Origin of the sequence: Gardnerella sp. DNF00983, from assembly GCF_049244265.1 — a bacterium.
Classification (GTDB): Bacteria; Actinomycetota; Actinomycetes; order Actinomycetales; family Bifidobacteriaceae; genus Bifidobacterium; species Bifidobacterium vaginale_J.
The window spans coordinates 390,939-408,916 of sequence record NZ_CP058392.1; the positions used below are offsets into that span (position 1 = coordinate 390,939).

Consider the following 17,978-nt stretch of genomic DNA (forward strand, 5'->3'; position numbering starts at 1 on the left):
TAGCGAAAGACCTCTCACAAATGTGTGAGGCAAACTACGAGACGTCCAGGAGGACAAACACATGGCAAAGGAAAAGTACGAGCGTACTAAGCCGCATGTTAACATTGGTACCATTGGTCACGTTGATCACGGTAAGACTACCTTGACCGCGGCTATTTCTAAGGTGCTGCATGGCGAGTATCCAGATCTGAACCCTCAGTATGACTTCGATCAGATTGATGCCGCTCCAGAAGAGAAGGAACGCGGCATTACCATTAACATCGCACACATCGAGTATCAGACCGCTGAGCGTCACTACGCTCACGTGGACGCTCCAGGCCACGCTGATTACGTGAAGAACATGATCACCGGTGCTGCTCAGATGGATGGCGCAATCCTCGTGGTTGCTGCTACCGATGGTCCTATGGCTCAGACCCGTGAGCACGTTTTGCTCGCTAAGCAGGTCGGTGTCCCGAAGATCCTCGTTGCTTTGAACAAGTGCGATATGGTTGATGATCCAGAACTTATCGACCTCGTCGAAGAAGAGGTTCGTGACCTCCTCGAAGAAAACGGCTTCGATCGCGACTGCCCAGTCATCCGCACCTCTGCTTACGGTGCTTTGCATGATGACGCTCCAGATCACGAGAAGTGGGTAGAGACCGTCAAGGAGCTCATGAAGGCTGTTGACGAGTACATCCCAACCCCAACTCACGATCTTGACAAGCCATTCTTGATGCCAATCGAAGATGTGTTCACCATCTCCGGTCGTGGTACCGTTGTCACCGGTCGTGTTGAGCGTGGTAAGCTCCCAATCAACACCCCAGTTGAGATCGTTGGTTTGCGTCCAACTCAGACCACCACCGTTACCTCCATCGAGACCTTCCACAAGCAGATGGATGAGGCCGAGGCTGGCGATAACACTGGTCTTCTTCTCCGTGGTATCAACCGTACCGACGTTGAGCGTGGTCAGGTTGTGGCTGCTCCAGGTTCTGTGACCCCACACACCAAGTTCGAAGGCGAAGTTTACGTCTTGACCAAGGACGAAGGTGGCCGTCACTCGCCGTTCTTCTCCAACTACCGTCCACAGTTCTACTTCCGCACCACCGACGTCACCGGCGTTATCACCTTGCCAGACGGCGTTGAGATGGTTCAGCCAGGCGATCACGCAACCTTCACTGTTGAGTTGATCCAGGCAATCGCAATGGAAGAGGGCTTGACCTTCGCAGTTCGTGAAGGTGGTCGTACCGTTGGTTCCGGTCGTGTGACCAAGATTCTTGCCTAGTATTTTCTAACTGAAAATATTAGCTAAGGCTTAATAAAGACCCTGCGAGGAAACTCGTGGGGTCTTTTTGTTGTATTCGCGTACGCGACGACCTGCTTGAGCGCTGCGTTCCGAGCGTTTTCCACGATTTTTGCAGCTTACTAAATTGTCGAAAATACCAAATCGTTTGGTGGAATAAACAAAACGCAAGTCAGAACTGTCGAAAATACATAATCGCAAGATGTTTTCGACATTTTCTATTGACTGCAAAAATATTTAACGCGTGTATCGATTCGCTAGCAGCGCGATTGTAAAGTTTCTGCCGTTTTTTGGCGCGTAGCCGACTTTTTCTTTACGCGGCTGTAAAGTTTTGGTCGGAATTTGACTGGGAAGCGGCATAAACTGCGCGCGGTTGTAAAGTTTCTGCCGGATTGAGGCGCGCAAACGGCTTTTCCTTTACACGGATGTAAAGTTTCTGCCGTTTTAGCGCGAGTAGGCGGCATAAATTTTACACCGCTGTAAAGTTTTGGTCGTTTTTTGTTACTGGTGCAGATGGTTGACTGCGTGCGCTGACGACCTGCTTGAGCGCTGTCATTTAGCGCGAAAGCAATTCGGAGCGCCGAGCTTGCTCAGGGTTGAAAGCACGGTGTGCTTTCAACGCAAGCGATGTCTGCCTGCGTCTTTATTGACGCAGGCGGGGCAGGTTTGCATGACTGTGTTTTAGAAACTAGGTTGTGACTGGTGTGCGCTGACGACCTGCTTGAGCGCCACCGTTTTTGGGACACTGGTGCAGATTACGTACTGCGCCAGTGTCTGAAAACAAGCAAAATGAAGACACTCGCGCAGAACTCCACTGCGCATAATAGAAAAACCCTGCCAAATACTAATCTGGCAGGGTTAAATATCTAAGCAACTAACACACGTATGTTAGTTTTAGTATTATTAATCTCTATTATCTCCAAGCAACTCTAGCAAGTAGATGAACATATTAATGAAGTCCAAGAACAGCTGGAATGCGCAGAAAATAGATACTTTCTTAACCATTTCAGGCTGATTTTCATATTGTGCAAGTAATGCGCGAGTTTGCTGAGCGTCGTAAGCTGTTAAACCTGCAAAAATAACGATGCCAATTCCAGCCATAAGACGCATTGTTCCAGTATCTTGCCCAATAAACGAAATAATAATTTGCGCAACAACGAATACAAGTAATGCAACCATTAAAATTGGACCAGCTTTAAGCAAATCCTTTTTTGTAGTAAGTGCAAGCATTGTCAAGCACAGGAAGAACCCTGCAGTTAAAGCAAATACTAATGCCACAGACCCAAGGCTAAATACTTGAAAAACTGAGCTTAAAGTAAATCCTGTTAAAGCAGCATAAGCATAGAACAAAACTCGTACTGTTGTCTCACTCATCTTCATTAAACGCGTTCCAAGAACAACTGCTATCACAACCTGAGCAATTGCCAACATCATCCAACCCCATCCGCGGGTTGCAAACATAAATCTAAGCCAGAAATTACCGCTTTGAGTGAACAGTGCCACAAGAGTTGTAACAATCAATCCAAGCGTCATTTCGCCATAAGTGCGTCCTACTGAAACTCTTTTTGCTTCTTCAAAAGCATATGTTGCCTGAGTGTCAATAACCTCAGGAGCACCGCTTTTGTAATAATCTTGAGTAAAGTTTGTCATTATTTCTCCTTAACAGCTATGAAATAAAACGCTGTCAAGACAACGTTCTCACATAATTATAATTAAAGCATCTGGGAAAATGCTAAAAAATGTAACGAAATTTAGTACGTTTGCACAATAAGCTGGTTTTAGTATTGCGTAATCTTGCGCTTAATATTGCGTAAAATTGCGCCTAATCTTGCGTAAGCTTGCGCTTCGTATTTGTATTATGCCTTACTATTAGGTGCCTCTTCAACTTGAGGAGCACCATTAATATCGCGATGAATACCTTGCATTTGTGTTTCAATATTTTGCAAGCTATGCGCGCAATCGAGCAAAGTTTGAGAGTGCTCAGCCAACTTTGCATCCGGCAAACCGGCTTTGTACCTTAAAGCATGCTCCAAGCTAGCCCAATAATCCATCGCAATAGTTCGGAATTGCACTTCAACTGGCGTGTAGTGTGCTCCAGAAGACAAGAACACAGGAACTGCATAAATTACGTGCAAACTGCGGTATCCATTAGGTTTTGGATTCTTAATATAATCCTTAACTTGCAATACTTGAATGTCTGTTTGTTTAGAAAGATATTGCGCTACAGAATACACATCGTCGCAGTAGTTGCAAATTACGCGAATTCCAGCTACGTCGAAAAGATTATCGCGTATAGAGCGTGTGGAAATATCTAGATGACGTCTCTGCAGCTTCTCAAAAATTGAGTGCACTGATTTAAGACGACGTTCCATGTGATGAATTGGGTCGTGAGAGAACCGCACCTGAAATTCGCTATCTAGAATCTCGAGCTTTGTACTTATTTCGTACATTGCTCCTTCGTAAATTTGCATCATGTTTACAAATTCGTCGATTTGGTCTTCAGGAAGCATAAGCGAATTAGTTTTGCCGCATTGGGAGCAATTTTGTTGGTTTTTTGTATTGCTTACGTTGCTGCTTACGTTGCTGCTTACGTTGCTGCTTTCATTAGCTGCTTCGTTGCTATGAAGACGCGCATAGAGTTCTGCTGCGTTTACGCAGTTATGACGATCAAGTATCACGTCTTTTAATAATACTATAAAAACTGCTAAACGTCTGGGAGTGCGTATGTAAATGTAATATTCTTTGTAAAGCGTGATATAAATATCTTAGGTAGTTGCGCGCAAGCAGAATCTAGCAAAGTATTTTGACGGGGAGTGTATTTTGTCTGAAAATAAGCAGGATAATATTCCTAAAGTAATTTCAATAGTTGGTCCTACAGCTTCAGGCAAAACTAGTCTTGGTATTGCGCTTGCGAAAAAATTAGCTGAGCGTGGGATTCGCGCGGAAATCATCAACGCAGACGCGTATCAAATGTATCGTTACATGGATATTGGTACGGCGAAGGCGAGTGCGCAGGAGCAAGCGGAAGTACCTCACCATTTGCTTGACATTATTGATCCTGAAGAAACTATGACGGTTGCGCGCTTTCAAACTCTTGCCAGGAAGTGTATTGGTGAGCTGCAATCGCGCGGTGTGAGGCCGATTTTAGTTGGAGGATCGGGATTGTATGCGCGTGCTGCTGTGGATGATATTACATTTCCAGGCACGGATGAGTCTATTCGTGCAGCTTTGGAGGAGCGCGAGCACAAAGAGGGAGCAGGTGCGCTGTTTGATGAGTTGAAGCAGAAGGATCCGGTTGCTGCGGCGAATATGGATGCGCGCAATCCGCGACGTACAATTCGCGCGCTTGAAGTGATTGAGCTTACAGGAAAGCCTTATTCCGCAACGCTTCCGAAGTATAAGTATGTGATTGATTGCGTGCAAATTGGCTTAGATTTGCGTCGTGAAGATTTAGATAAGCGCGTGGATTTACGTACGCAAATTATGCGTGAGCAGGGTTTTGTGGATGAGGTGCGCGCGATTCGAGGGCGATTGGGTGTGACTGCAGTTCGTGCTCTTGGCTACCAGCAGATTATGGATTATTTGGATGGCGTGTGGAGTGAGGATGAGGCTTTTGCGGATATTGCGCAAAAAACTCGACGACTTGCTCGCAAGCAAATGGGTTGGTTTGGTAGGGATGCTCGCATCCACTGGTTGGACGCGTTGCGACCGGATCTTGCGGAAGCTGCGCTCGCAATCGTTGATGCTGCGGACGCGGGGGAGTTTGATTGCGATAATTCTGACGATACTGAGCACGCTACTCAGCATCATCTCGGAGATGCTTTTGACGCTTAATTTAAGCATTGGAAACATTGGGTTTTGCAATGCCTTATTTTTCTAAGAGTTTCATAGAATAACGTTTTAGTACCAATGCGCTCAATATCGCCTTATCTTGCGTTTTTGTGGTAATATTAACAAGATATTCTGTAAAATATATCCTACTCGTATATGCATAATAAGTTTTTTGAAAGGAGATTAAATATGAAAGCTTTAGATATAGCATCAATTTTTATTGATCGATATGGAAAAACGCTAGCATTAACCAATCTCACTTTGAATAAGCTAGTATATTTTGCACAAGTAGAATCGTTGCGTAATAATCCTGAGTGTCCGCTATTTACGGATGAGATTCAAGCTTGGGAATATGGTCCTGTAGAACCTAGTGTTTATAACGAGTTTAAGCAGTTTGGGCGAAATCGTATTTTCAATGCGCCTAATCACGAAACCAGCCAGTATGCTGATTGCATTGTAGATACTGTTGTTGAAAAATATGCTTGGATGAATGCGTTTGATTTAGTAAATTATGCTCATCGTGCTGGCGGTGCGTGGCACAATGTGTATGATGCGTCGCACAATAAGCCGATTCTTGTACAGAATATTTTGCAATCGTCAGATGTTACTTCGTATCCTGCTAAGAAAAATACGTTTATTAGTGCTGTAGATGCTGTAAAAAAACAGTATCCGAATACTTTGCGTATCCTTGGTGACGCATGAGCCAGTATGATGCTCTTGTTTGGAATGAGGAACAGATTATTGCCTTCGCAGGAATAGTTTGTTCTATTCAACGAGAAATTGTTGATACAAGCCAAGGACTTGCTACTGTTAAGCAAGAAGTTCAGGGCAGCGTTGAAAATGTTTTGTATTCTTCATTTGCGATTATTTTTGATAAATCTCCAGCTGATCGAAATAATTATACGGATATTTTTGACCAAATCGCTGACTTTGCTACGCATCTCGCTAAAGACCATATTTTCCCTGATGCCAATAAGCGTACGACAGTATTAACGTGTGTAGCTTTACTTCGCAATAATGGGATTATTCTTGATATCGAAGATAGTGTAAATCCTTTTGACAATGATTTATATAAGTGGATTCAGAATATTGTTGAAGGTAAGATTGCGCGTGCGAGTTTAGCTGAACAGTTACGTTCACACGCACATTTATTATCGAATGAAGTTAATTAATTAAATAGAGTCCCGAACAATCGAGGTGTCCGGGACTCACTGTCCATTATACTGCAGGTTCATTATGAAATTAGATGCAATAGTATCAGCTATGTTCTCACTCGTTATTATCGCTGGAGTATGGTGCCATTTTTCACCTTGGCTCATAACTGGTTGTGCTGTAATCAGTGCCGTATGTGCGTTAGATGCTGGTAGAAAGCACAAATGACTGACGTTTGGACTCTTTCTGAAGCTCTTGGCGTTACTTGTGATGTTATCCAGGACTATCGCTCTTTCCTTTCCACTCCCGTTCTTGTGTGAATCATATAGAGACTAGGCACGCGTCGAATAAGCCGAACTACAAATATTTGCTTTACTAATAGTAGAATATATATCTAATGAAAGGAGTGTGTAATGGATAATAATGTAACGGTTCTTAATCCTGAGAATAGCGCGAATTTTACTGTTAAGTATGATGGCATTGCGTTGCAGTCTCATGAAATGGATGTTAAGCAGCTTGCTCCTGCACTTTTAGCATTATCTCAAGCGTTTGAAAAGATTCAAGCTCATACCGCTCCTAATTGTGTTATATCTTTGAAAGCAAAGGCTACTCGTGAGGGTTCTTTTAATATTGACCTTATTGCGAGTGTTGCTAATAGCATTGTTGATTTGTTTACTAGTAATCCAGTAAATGCCGCAATTAACGCGGCTGCTATTGTGGGTGTATTTTTAGAAACAGTTAAAGGTGTTAAACATTTTTTGCATAAGGGTGCTCCAGTAAAGCAAACTCCTGATAAAACAGATGAGCGTACTGGGTTGGAGTGCGTAAAATTAGAGTTTCCAGATGGCTCTAAACTGACTACTTACAAGGCTTCTGTTGAGCTTTTAACAAATGAAGAATATTTGAAAGCGTTGAAGTCAACTGTTGAACCTGCTACATCTGATGGTGTTGATTCTGTAACGTTTAGCGACGATTATTGTGCAGAAACTGTAGATTCTGAAGAAGCATATGGAATCTCGCAGTATTCTTCTGTAAGTACCAAAACTGAGGAGAGTATCGTTGAAACGGTGGTGCAAGCGTTAGATATTTCGTTCCGTGATGGTGGTAAATGGCGTATTACTGATGGTGTGAAAACTCAGTTTGTTCAGGTTGAAGATAGGGATTTTATTAAGCGTTTAAATGATGGTAAAGAGTCTTTTAGAAAGAACGATATTTATAAAGTTGCTATGCTGATTCGTAAAAGTATTGACAATAATGGCATGTTGACGACTCAATATGTTTCTATTAAGAGAGTTTTAAAACATAGTATTGCATCAAGTCAGCCGCCATTGTTCTAGTGTTTTATTTACACAAAAGGCGTTGAAAATTGCGATTTTTGCATTTTCAGCGCCTTTTTTGCGTTTGTGGAGTCGCGGGGAATTGAACCCCGGTCCGGTGACCGTACCCTCGGTCTTCTACGTGCGTAGTCTGCTGGCCGTGCGGCAGTTTTTCTGCCCCCATGTTATCGCAGACAATTCATGGCGAGCATATCTACAGTAAAAGTCCCTGAATTGCCCTGCAGCCCGGCAATTCAAGCAAGTCTTCTAATGACGTTCAGCACTACTCCGAAGACGTGAGTGGGTGAACGGAGCAGCTGCTCACTGGTTAATCCTGGCGCGAAGCTCAGGCAGCGAGAGCGAACTCAGTGCGATTAGATTTAGCACTTATTCTTTTGCGAAAGGACGTTTACGAGTGGACTTTCGCGTTCTCGGCACGCTTCCCCGCGGCGAACAGATCGCCGTCGAAGCCGATCGACCCCTTTTGAATTTTCAAATATTCACTGCGTTAAAGCACATTTGTTGCGCTAAAACACACGTTTTCACATTATATCATATATTGCGAGCGTTAGTTTCTTTACAACGCTGTAAAGGGAAAATCGTTTTTTGGAACATTTGCCGGAATTTTCTTCAGCTTTTGTAGCTGATTTTCCGGGGTTTGTTGTTGTTTTGGCTGTTTTTTGGAACATTTTCCGGAAATTTATTGACTTTTGCGTATTTTTTAGGATTGCTGTAAAAATGCGTTATTTTTCACAAAATTTTATGGGGGGGGGGTAGGCATTCTGGTGTATTATAAATAAGGTACTTTGAGTATTGCAGTTTCGCATAGTGTGCGTGTGAGCTGTGTGTATTGCGCACATCTCTCGCGCATAGATGTGGTGTTTGTGCATGCTTATGCAATAGGTTGACGGTATTGCGTGAGAGCATGTGACATTTGTTTATTTTACGTATGCATACTGTACTAATGTATGGTACGTATGTGTGGGCTGGTTATAGCATATTGAGGCACAGTATGCGCTGCATTGAGATGGATTGGAATAAGGAGAATTGATGGTAGATCGTAGCGACTTGCATGGTAAATCACCAAAGAGAACACTTCGTAAGGCTCATGCTGTGAAGCGTTCTCGTGCTTTACGTAGGGGAGTTGCTGGAGTTGCTGTTGCTTCAACTTTGGCAATGATGCTGCCGTCTGTTGTGGCTTCTGCGCTTCAGCCTACCCAAAAAGATATTATTGATGCGTCTAATACGACGCAAAAAATGGGCAAAGGTAAGCCTGATCCGGACGAATTGAACATGCAGCGTTGGGGTGCTGGCGTGCTCAATAAGAGTGCACAAACTCAGAAGTTTGTAGAGCTTGCGCGTCATGATGCACAAATACAACAGTTGCGCGAAGCGCAACAGCGCGAGATTGAGCAGCGTGAAATAAATAAGAGTGAAGCAAAACAGCACGAATCGCAACAACAAGAAGCGCAACAGCGCGAAATTGACTCACAGTTAGGCAGTTCTAATGCCGTTGGATCTGCTGGATCTGCTGAAGTAAGTGCGCCTGCGCCAGTGCAGAATACAAATGCACAACCTGCAAGCACTCACGTAGAAAATACGAATACAGTAAGTGCTGCAAATACGCCGAAAGTGCGTAAGCCTAGGTCTGTTGAGAATAACGGTGGTGATAATAGCGGGAGTAGTGTACCTTCTGCGGCAAATGTAACTGCATCTCCTGCTGCATCTTCTGCAAATAATGCGCCTACATCTCCTGCTGCGGCTCCTGCAAATAATGCACCTGTACCTTCTGCAAATAATACAGCTGCAACTCCGACTACTACTCCTGCAAGCAATACAACTGCACCGTCTGCTCCTGTAACTCCTGCAAGTGCAGAAGCTAATGCTGGTGCTGGAACTGCAGCGAGCCCAAGTACAGATACAACTGCACAAGGCAATACACAAGGGCAAGGTTCACAAGGCTCTGCACAAGGCTCTGCTCAAGGTTCGCAAACCAATGCACAAGGTTCGCAAAGCAGTGCAGAAGGTGCAACTACAGACGCCGCAGGCGAAGATAAAAGCGCTACGCCTTCAGCTACTGCACAAAACACTGCTTCAGAGCCTGGGTCTGCTTCTACGCCGAACAATCAGCCAACGTCTTCACCTACTTCTACACCTGCCGCTGGCACACCGACCACTGGCACTCCAAACGCTGGCGCAACAAACACAGCAACTGATCCAAATAGCCAGGTAATTAAGCCGAATACAGATAATCCAGAGGCGAAAACCCCAGATAAAGCCAACGAACAGGTACAAACCGACAAAAAGCCAAAAGCTACTTACAATTTGAAAATTCGCTACACGATTGGTGGCGCTGCGAATAAGCAGCTTGTGCAGCCGTATGAGCTTACGATTGACGTTGAAAAGTTGAATAAGCTTGACGATGTTAATAGTCTCGAATACATTGAGCTTCCAAAGGCTGCTGGATACCGCCCGTCCGTATATCATTCTGGTGATTACCAGTACTACGTTAAAAAAGGTGAGGGAGATAACAGCAAGTTCGTTATTGACGATGGCACGGATGCGGATGCTGTTCGCTACTTGCGTTTGAGCAAGAAGCTGATTACTGATTACGCTGTAAAGGAAAGGCCGGCTGTTGGAGGCAATAACGGCGCTCAAGCTCCGCAAACCTCACAGTCTACAAATCCGCAATCTTCGTCCTCTACGCAGCCAAAAGCAGAAGACGGCATTCAGTACTATGGTGAGTTGAACATCAACTACGCTCCTAAAACAGCTAAGTACTATGTGCGTCACTTGGTGCAGAATCTCAAGGATAAGGATAAGTTTGATGAAGCGCCTAATATTGGCAAACCTATTGTTGTAGAACATAAAATTAAAGGCAAGGATGGCAAAGTTACAACAACTAAAGAACTTATACACGTTACGGAGATTACTGGCACAGTTGGCTCGAATGTAACAGCTGTTTCAACGTATATTCCAGGCTACGAACCGGAGCATAATCTTATTAGCTCGCCGCTTTCGGATTCTGAAGACGAAAAAGACAAGCTAGTTTTGAACCTTCGCTACTACCGTAAAGCGTATGAAGTTACTTACGATTCTGCTGGCGGCACGGATGTTACTGCTCAAAAAGTGTATTATGGCCAGGAAGTGCCTGAGGTTCCAGAACCTACGTATCGTGGTCATACGTTTATGGGGTGGCAGATAGTAGAACCGGGGGAGAGTGCTAATCGCTCGGGAGATAATAATAATCGCTCAAGTGCTTCTAATAGGTCTGTAACTAATGAAGCGCATAACTACATTATGCCAGATCACAATGTGCAATTCCGCGCAGCTTGGTCGGCTAACGAGGCTACCAGCTACCGCGTGAACGTGTGGGTGCAAAAGGCAGATTTGGTTGACAAAGAGCATCCGGATTCGCTTGTAAACTACGACTTTGTTGGCCTTGTTGAGCGCAAGAATGTGCAAACAGACAGTGAAGTTGCGCTTGATAAGATGAATGACGCTGGCGTTGTTGATGATGCTAGTAAGCTTAATGGCGCAAGCGAAACTGAGTATGTAAAGAACCCGGAGCTTGGCTTAACTAAAGAAGAGTTGCAAGGCAAAGATTCTAAACACGAAACTGGCTTAATTGCAAAGTTCAACTGGATGAACGATACGCACGTAACAAACTTGGAAGGGTATGATACCACTAATCCTGGTGCCGAAAGCAATTACCTTAAAGATTCTAGCGGTAATTATGTTACAGGTCCTATTGATGCTAAAACCCCTAATTGGGATAATAGAGTTTACAAGGACATATTCACGCGCTACTTCCACGTGAATAAGGATCTTACTAAAAAGCTTAACAATGAGCAACATGATTTTGTGCCGGGTCGTCCAGATTTAGGCAAACGTAGTAAAGCGAAGCTTTGCGCGAACGACTTAAACAACACTCTTAACTTAGTTTACGATCGCAATACTTATGAGCTTATTTTTGCTAAGCCGGCTGGCGTAGATAATGGTGACAATGCTGCTATAAAAAGAAAAGATGAAAACGGCAAAACAACTATTTATTGCTATGCTGGCGGTGGCGGTTGCTCAGATAAGTATGTTGGTAAAGACAAGGATGAGCATGGCACTGAGATTAACCATAAAGGCTACCGCGTAAATGTTCGTTACGGTCAAAAGCTTACTGATATTTGGCCTGATGTAAATGAATTATATTTTAGTGAAGAGGGAAAAGGCTCTTTAGGGTGGCAGCTTGGATTTGCAGGGGTTGTAAAGTATCGTGACACTCCTCCGTATCGTTTTACTAAAGAAGAATTTGCTGACCCTCGTTGGCGTGCTGCTTTTAAAAAAAATCCAAAAGACAAAGTAATACCTAAAATTAGCGATGACCCTGAGCATAACCCTCAAGTTACACACGAGTTAAAAGATAATCAGCGTCTGCTTACTGCTGATAAAAGTAATCAAAGTCAGCCTATACAGGTGATTATTAGGAAGCAAAGTATTGCCTCTGCTAAAAAACATAAAAAGGGTGATACGATAAGCGAGGACGATTATGAGCTTTCTACCGATTCTTATAGCAAAGATGATACTCCTAGCGGTGACTATGATTATCCAGCTCCATCTATTGCTGGTTTTAATCCTGCTGATGGTTATGATACGGCAAGAGTTGGTGATGCGTTAGATTCAGACGACTTTGAAGGTAAGCTGGAAGAGTGGTATAACGAATCTCATGATCATGGGGAGTGGGATGATTTAAGTGAGGATGAGCAGAAAGCTTTTGCTAAAAAGTATCATTTAGCATTTCGAAAGTATAGGGGCGTTCCAGTAGATGAACAAGAAGGTTATACTGGTGATGCAACTGAATTTGATGATAACAAACCACTTGAGTTTAGGTACGACCGCCAGAAGTACGCTGTGCAGTTTTATAATGCGGACGGCAATGCTATAACAAAAGATAATGTCGCTGCTACAGAAGAACTGCCGTTTGAGTATAGCTTGACTAAGCGCGGCAATGCTAAATTGACGGGCGAAGATGCAGACTTGTACTACGACGGTGGCAACGTTAAGTCTTACGATGCTTCTGTAACTAAAGACGATGCTGACGATACGTCTAAGCAGTTCGACGGCAAGTACACTTTCACGCTTAATGGTACTAAGTACTCCATCGTTCGCCCTGAAAATTTGCCAAAAGACTACGTGTTTAAAGGCTGGGCTGTTGATCAAGCCGGTATTCATCTTATAAATGGCAAGATAAATGACAATAGTGAAGGTACTGAAGGCGAAGGCAAAGCTAAAGGCAAAGCTAAAGATTTTACAATGCCAGTCAACGGCATTAAGCTTTACGCTGCGTGGGGTAAGCCAACTGATATTAAGCACACTGTAACGCTTAACTACCACATGCCTGAAATTGACGAAAACGGCAATGAAATAAAGGACTCTAACGTAGTTACGAAACAGCAGTTCGATCACTACTATGTTATTAAGGAAAATAAAGATATAAAGGTTCCAACACGCAAAGGCTACGACTTCTACGGCTGGGAAATTGACAAGAACGGCACAAAACTTCCGTACGCTTTTGGCAACAAAGTAGTAGAAGATATAACGCTTGATGCAGTGTGGGTTAAGGATACTCGCTACAACGGTACTTTTAAGCATATATTCTTAAAGCCAGGGTACACGTTTACTGACTATAAGCAGCCTGGTCTTTCCGAATCAGCCAAAGCCGCGATGGTGGACCACATTTCTACTCAAACGGTTTCCGGCTTGCGCGAGCATTTGCGCTACAATGCGGAAGCAGTCTACAGTGACGAAACGCACTTCCCAGATAAGCAGTTCACGAGCTTTGAAGCCTCGAAGGACGAGGATCAGAATACTGGCGAGTTTATTTACCAAACGTACAATACGCGCAAGTATAAGGTAAAGTATATTGATCAAGACGGCAAGGATCTTCTTCCAGAAAGCGAAGTCAGCTCTGTAAATCGAAAGTACGACGTAGCGTTCTACAAGCCGATTGAAGGCTTTATGCCGGAAACTACGCAGCAGAATATTGAATACGCTATTGGCAAAGATGGCAAGCAGATTGGCGAAAAAACATACACCTTCAAATATAAAGACGTTCGCGTGCTTAAGCGCCAGGATGATGCTCAATCTCGCCCAACCAACTACACGCGCTACGTGTTTAAAGTGGCTGATGGCCAAGGCTCTATGGGTAGCGTTGTTGACTGGCAAGGAAGTAATGTAGCCGACGGCTCTGCTCTTGTGTACGACGCAATTAAGGGCACGAAGGCATATCAGATGCCGCTTCCAACAGTTAAAGCGAAGCCTGGATATGAGTTTGATGTCTGGACTTCTAAGATTTATATAGATGATGGACATGGTGGGCAAACACATACTGATGGTTTCGACCGTCTGCCAATTCTTTCTGAGTCTCAACCTAATCCGAAGGTTATTTACACTGTTAAATTCAAGCTAAAAGCTCCTGTTGCAATCGATACTAAGGTTTTGAAACCAACAGATGCTTTGAGTCTGGATGATAATTCAGCTAAAGAGCTTATAAAGAATGCTGATAAGTATCCAAGTAACGCTAAGTTCAGCTTTGCGCCTGGCGAAAGGTTTGACAGCACTCCGGGCTTGCACAAGATTAAAGTGCAAGTACATCTTGATGGCAACACTGCTGCAGCTGAAGTGCTGTACCGCGTGCTGCCAGATTTGGTGTACGCAAGCGATTGGGGTAAGTTTAAGGCTACAGAGTACGGCAGCAAGCATGCTGACGACTACGTGCCGATTACCTTTACCGGTAAGAATGATGAAGGCACTATTATTGGTCACGATGGAGGTAATACTGGTTCTTCTACTAGCGGAATAACTACGCTTACTGCTTACGTTTATAAGAATAAGGATGTTAGAATCCGCGTGCCGCAAGCTTTCGGTAAGGATTATAACGGCCAGCATTACCACTACGTATTCAAGGGTTGGGTGACTAAGGTTGTAGAGCCGACTACTAGTACGCCTTCTGCTAGTACGCCTTCTTCTGGCACGATGAAGCCAGATGAGCAGAAGCCAGAGGAGAAGAAGCAAGAGCAGACGTTTGATATAAATTCAAGCGACCGTTACAAGAATGTCAATTTAGACAACGGCGTAACTTACCACGCTATTTACAAGCGAATCGACTACTTCTCCAGTTCGTCTGACAACGGAACAGTTCCTAAGGATTCTGTAATTGCAATATTCAAGCCTGCTCCAAAACGAAAGTGGAAGGACGGCTCAGACGGCCCTAAGGTGTTCTACGTAAAGAAGGGCGCTAATCTTGCTGATATTACAGTAAAAGTTACGGATAGCGATGGTAACACTACAGAAGAAAAGGCGTTAGATTTCCTTCAAAACAATCTCACCAACCCTACTGGTAAGTGGTCTCGAAGCAAAATGATTAATGGCAAAGAGGAAGTAACGCCTATAGACAATGTTTCGGATTGGAAAGTTGATAAGCCATTCCAAGAGTTCGTGGCAGATCAAACTCCTTGGACAAAGCCAAAAGTTCAGACTGATTACTTGGTTGCTGTGCAAGGTAAGAGTGAGCTTCCGGCGTTAGAAAAGTATTTGACAAAGGAAAGTTTTGATGCTTTGAAAGAGGCGAAAAAGAAAGGCGAGATAGAAGACGTAAAATTTGACTACGATTTGCCGAAAGGTAAGACGCCAGAAGAATTTGAGAATGAAATGCTTTCTAAGCCTTCTTTGTACACTGTGCCTCTAAAGGTTACAGTAAATTACAAGGATGGTGCTAAGCCTGAACCGTATAATCTCGTTGCTCGCCTTAAGGTTATTTATCAGTTGATGTACCCAGAAAGTCTGCCGAAGGATGATACTAAGCCTGCTCCTAAGCATGATATTAAGAAGAATTATGATACACCAGTTATTGGCGAATCTGGTGAGATTAATCTTGTTACAAATAATACTGATAAATACGTTAAGGTAGAGTTTGAGAATCCAAATAGTACTGAAGGTACTGTTTCGGGCCGTAAAGAATATTACATCTTGAATGCTAGTAAAGAAACCAATACTACAGGAATAAAAGCTCCTCAAGCTACTGGCAAAAAGTACGATGAAAGAAGCTTCCACTACGAGTTTGTTGGCTGGAAGATGGTTAAGGGCAGTATTGCGTCTACTACACCTACTGTGAAACCTGTTGCATCTACCTCCTCATCTGCAGCTCCTGCTTTGCCAATGGTAGCTTTGTATGCATCTGCACCTAACACAACAGGTGCTGGTGTAATACGTTCTGTTGAAACGGGGAATTCATCAAAGGATAATATTTACACTAAAGAACAAATTGCTAAGATGTCGTTTACTGAAAACACCAAGTTCGAAGCTGTCTTTAGAAAAGTGGATAACGTGTTGAAGCCTGGCACCAATGAGAAGATCCCGGATAATTACGTGCCACATTTGTTCTTACCAGGTTTTGGTAGAAGGTGGACTGACGGCACTTCCAATCCGAAGGTGTTCTACTTTGATCCAGAAAGTAGTAACTATTATAACGATATTAATAATAAAGTTGATAATTTAGGTGTTCAGCTTAAAGGCTTTGGTGGTTGGTCTATTTATGGTGCTGCTGGCAACGAACTCAATGCTTCATCACCTGATTATACTAAAAAAGAAACTCGCGTATATGTTGCAAAACAGGCTCGTATTAACGATGTGAACGCGTCGGATATTGTTCTAAGCGTTGGTGACGGCATACCTGGTCCTGATGAGCTTGTGCACGGGAATGATGCTAAGTCGAATCCTAATATTGTTGGCGTGCAAGGTGCTGGCGTATACGATATTAACAATGCAATTACTAAGCCGGGTATTACCACTGTCGTAGTAAACGTTACTCGCACGAATGATAAGAAGGAACAGGTAATAGTTCCTGTTAAGGTACATATTCGTGTTCTTCCGAAAGTTATTGCGGATAAAGATTTGCCAGAAAAAGGTACGAAGGAATATGGATTTATTGCGCAGAACTACACGAAGGTAATGTATGCAGCTGGCGAGGGTGGAACCATGCAGTCGCCAATGCACACTTACTGGGTGCGTAATGGCAAAGAGTATGCAATAAGGGATTATATTCCTGACGTGCTTGCGGATAAGGGATACGTGTTTAAGGATTGGTCGTCTAAGACGATTGAAAAGCCAGCAGCTCCGGCAGATCAACGTAAAGCTACCAATGAAGAGCGTGAAGTATTGGCTAATATAGCTATTGTTGATGGTGTGTCATATGTGGCAAAGATTATTCGTAATTCGCATAATTCCACTTTGGCTGCATTGCAGAATCTGCTTAGTGAAGCTCAAAAGGAGCATGCAAAGGAAATTTATAAAGCGAAGAAAGAACAATTAGCTAAAATTGCGGAAAGTAATGGTAAGCATTACTTAGCTGAGTTGATTCGCAAATCTAATAACAGTACTTTAGCTGCATTGAGTAACTTACTAGCGCAAAATATTACTAATCCGTTGGAGATTAATAATACTATTGAACGCGATAAGCTTGCTGAGCTTGCTGATGCTGCAGGTAAATCATTTGTTGCAAATATAATTCGCAACTCTAAGAAGTCTAGTTTGGAAGCTTTGAAGCAGCTTTTGCGCAGTGTAGGTGTAAATCCTGAGACTTCTCTGCCAGAGCCACAGCCAACGTACGAAACTACTATTACAGCCAACTTCGAGAAGATGGCTCCTATGAAGTTCAAGTTTAGTGGTTCTGCTCGCGAGGGTATTTTAACGAACTTCAGATTGCAAAACATGACTGAAGGCAATCTTAATGCTGACGGAACGCCGGATATTAATAACACAAAGATTAAGGTAGACGGCAAGGAAGTAACTATTAACGAGTTAGTTTCCCAGGTTAAGAATTCTGTAAACGGCATTAATGCAACTTGCAAGGATACTGCTTGCACGATTTCCGGAACTCCTAAGATTGTGGACGGAAAGCCAAAAGTTGAGCTAACGTTTACTACTACCGATAAGTACGGTCGCCAAGCGGAAATTACTGTGGAAATTGACGTGATTTCTGAGAGCAAACCTGCTCCGGCACCTGTACCAACTCCGCCAACACCAGCGCCTGTGCCAACGCCTGAGATTCCGTTTGTGCCAGATTTTGCGCCTTCTGTGATTCCTGAAGCTCAAGTTATGGAGCCTGAGGTTGAGCAGCCTGAAACAGAAGAGCCACAACCAGAGCCAGAGTCAAAGCCTGTGCTCGCCAAGACTGGTAGTGACACGTCTAGAGTTGCATCCGCTGGTATTTTGTCGGCAGCAATCGCAGCAATTGGTCTTGCGGTTGTAAAGACTGGCAAGCACCATCGCAAGCGTCGCAATAATAAATAATCTATTTTAAATTTGGAGCGTTTGAATTTTTCATGCGCTCCATTTTTATGCGAATTATA

At 43.5% G+C, this 17,978-nt stretch carries 8 protein-coding genes and 1 other RNA gene; 6 read left to right on the forward strand and 3 right to left on the reverse strand.

Annotation, left to right across the window (positions count from 1 at the left end):
- Nucleotides 1-61: 61 nt before the first annotated feature.
- On the forward strand, nucleotides 62-1,261 hold the full coding sequence (gene tuf, locus HXT34_RS01365; protein ID WP_004118785.1) for an elongation factor Tu: 1,200 nt from the start codon (nucleotides 62-64) through the stop codon (nucleotides 1,259-1,261).
- Between the two features lie 921 nt (nucleotides 1,262-2,182).
- On the opposite strand, the gene HXT34_RS01370 is transcribed toward tuf, so the two are convergent.
- Together HXT34_RS01370 and HXT34_RS01375 are read right to left on the reverse strand one after the other, a co-directional pair.
- Nucleotides 2,183-2,929, reverse strand: coding sequence for a Bax inhibitor-1/YccA family protein (locus HXT34_RS01370; RefSeq protein ID WP_391495932.1), 747 nt, complete (start codon nucleotides 2,927-2,929; stop codon nucleotides 2,183-2,185).
- 206 nt (nucleotides 2,930-3,135) lie between these two features.
- Complete coding sequence (locus HXT34_RS01375) at nucleotides 3,136-3,957, reverse strand: GTP pyrophosphokinase (RefSeq protein WP_415683764.1); 822 nt, start codon at nucleotides 3,955-3,957, stop codon at nucleotides 3,136-3,138.
- Between the two features lie 142 nt (nucleotides 3,958-4,099).
- Between HXT34_RS01375 and miaA the strand changes: the two genes are divergently transcribed.
- The 4 genes from miaA to HXT34_RS01395 all read left to right on the forward strand — a co-directional run bounded on the left by miaA (nucleotide 4,100) and on the right by HXT34_RS01395 (nucleotide 7,599).
- Complete coding sequence (gene miaA, locus HXT34_RS01380) at nucleotides 4,100-5,113, forward strand: tRNA (adenosine(37)-N6)-dimethylallyltransferase MiaA (protein WP_421785120.1); 1,014 nt, start codon at nucleotides 4,100-4,102, stop codon at nucleotides 5,111-5,113.
- A gap of 186 nt (nucleotides 5,114-5,299) precedes the next feature.
- Nucleotides 5,300-5,812: a Panacea domain-containing protein gene (locus HXT34_RS01385; RefSeq protein WP_421785122.1), complete on the forward strand. Its 513-nt coding sequence runs from the start codon at nucleotides 5,300-5,302 to the stop codon at nucleotides 5,810-5,812.
- A complete protein-coding gene (locus tag HXT34_RS01390; protein ID WP_288231226.1) occupies nucleotides 5,809-6,282 on the forward strand; it encodes a Fic family protein in 474 nt (157 codons plus the stop codon). The genes HXT34_RS01385 and HXT34_RS01390 overlap by 4 nt, the downstream gene beginning before the upstream one ends.
- 393 nt (nucleotides 6,283-6,675) lie before the next feature.
- Nucleotides 6,676-7,599 (forward strand): hypothetical protein, encoded by a 924-nt coding sequence (locus HXT34_RS01395; RefSeq protein WP_421785124.1) that lies wholly within the window; start codon nucleotides 6,676-6,678, stop codon nucleotides 7,597-7,599.
- Between the two features lie 64 nt (nucleotides 7,600-7,663).
- On the opposite strand, the gene ssrA is transcribed toward HXT34_RS01395, so the two are convergent.
- Nucleotides 7,664-8,060, reverse strand: a transfer-messenger RNA (tmRNA) gene (gene ssrA / locus HXT34_RS01400).
- Nucleotides 8,061-8,628: 568 nt separating this feature from the next.
- Here ssrA and HXT34_RS01405 point away from each other — a divergent pair.
- The gene (locus tag HXT34_RS01405; RefSeq protein ID WP_421785126.1) at nucleotides 8,629-17,919 is read left to right on the forward strand and encodes an InlB B-repeat-containing protein; all 9,291 of its coding nucleotides are present in this window, start codon (nucleotides 8,629-8,631) and stop codon (nucleotides 17,917-17,919) included.
- Nucleotides 17,920-17,978: the final 59 nt, after the last annotated feature.

What these genes read in the sequence shown, in the direction of transcription:
- HXT34_RS01385 (WP_421785122.1), top strand. Translation starts at nt 5,300, where the DNA reads ATGAAAGCTTTAGATATAGCATCAATTTTTATTGATCGATATGGAAAA.
- HXT34_RS01395 (WP_421785124.1), top strand. Translation starts at nt 6,676, where the DNA reads ATGGATAATAATGTAACGGTTCTTAATCCTGAGAATAGCGCGAATTTT.
- tuf (WP_004118785.1), top strand. Translation starts at nt 62, where the DNA reads ATGGCAAAGGAAAAGTACGAGCGTACTAAGCCGCATGTTAACATTGGT.
- HXT34_RS01370 (WP_391495932.1), bottom strand. Translation starts at nt 2,929, where the DNA reads ATGACAAACTTTACTCAAGATTATTACAAAAGCGGTGCTCCTGAGGTT.
- HXT34_RS01405 (WP_421785126.1), top strand. Translation starts at nt 8,629, where the DNA reads ATGGTAGATCGTAGCGACTTGCATGGTAAATCACCAAAGAGAACACTT.
- HXT34_RS01390 (WP_288231226.1), top strand. Translation starts at nt 5,809, where the DNA reads ATGAGCCAGTATGATGCTCTTGTTTGGAATGAGGAACAGATTATTGCC.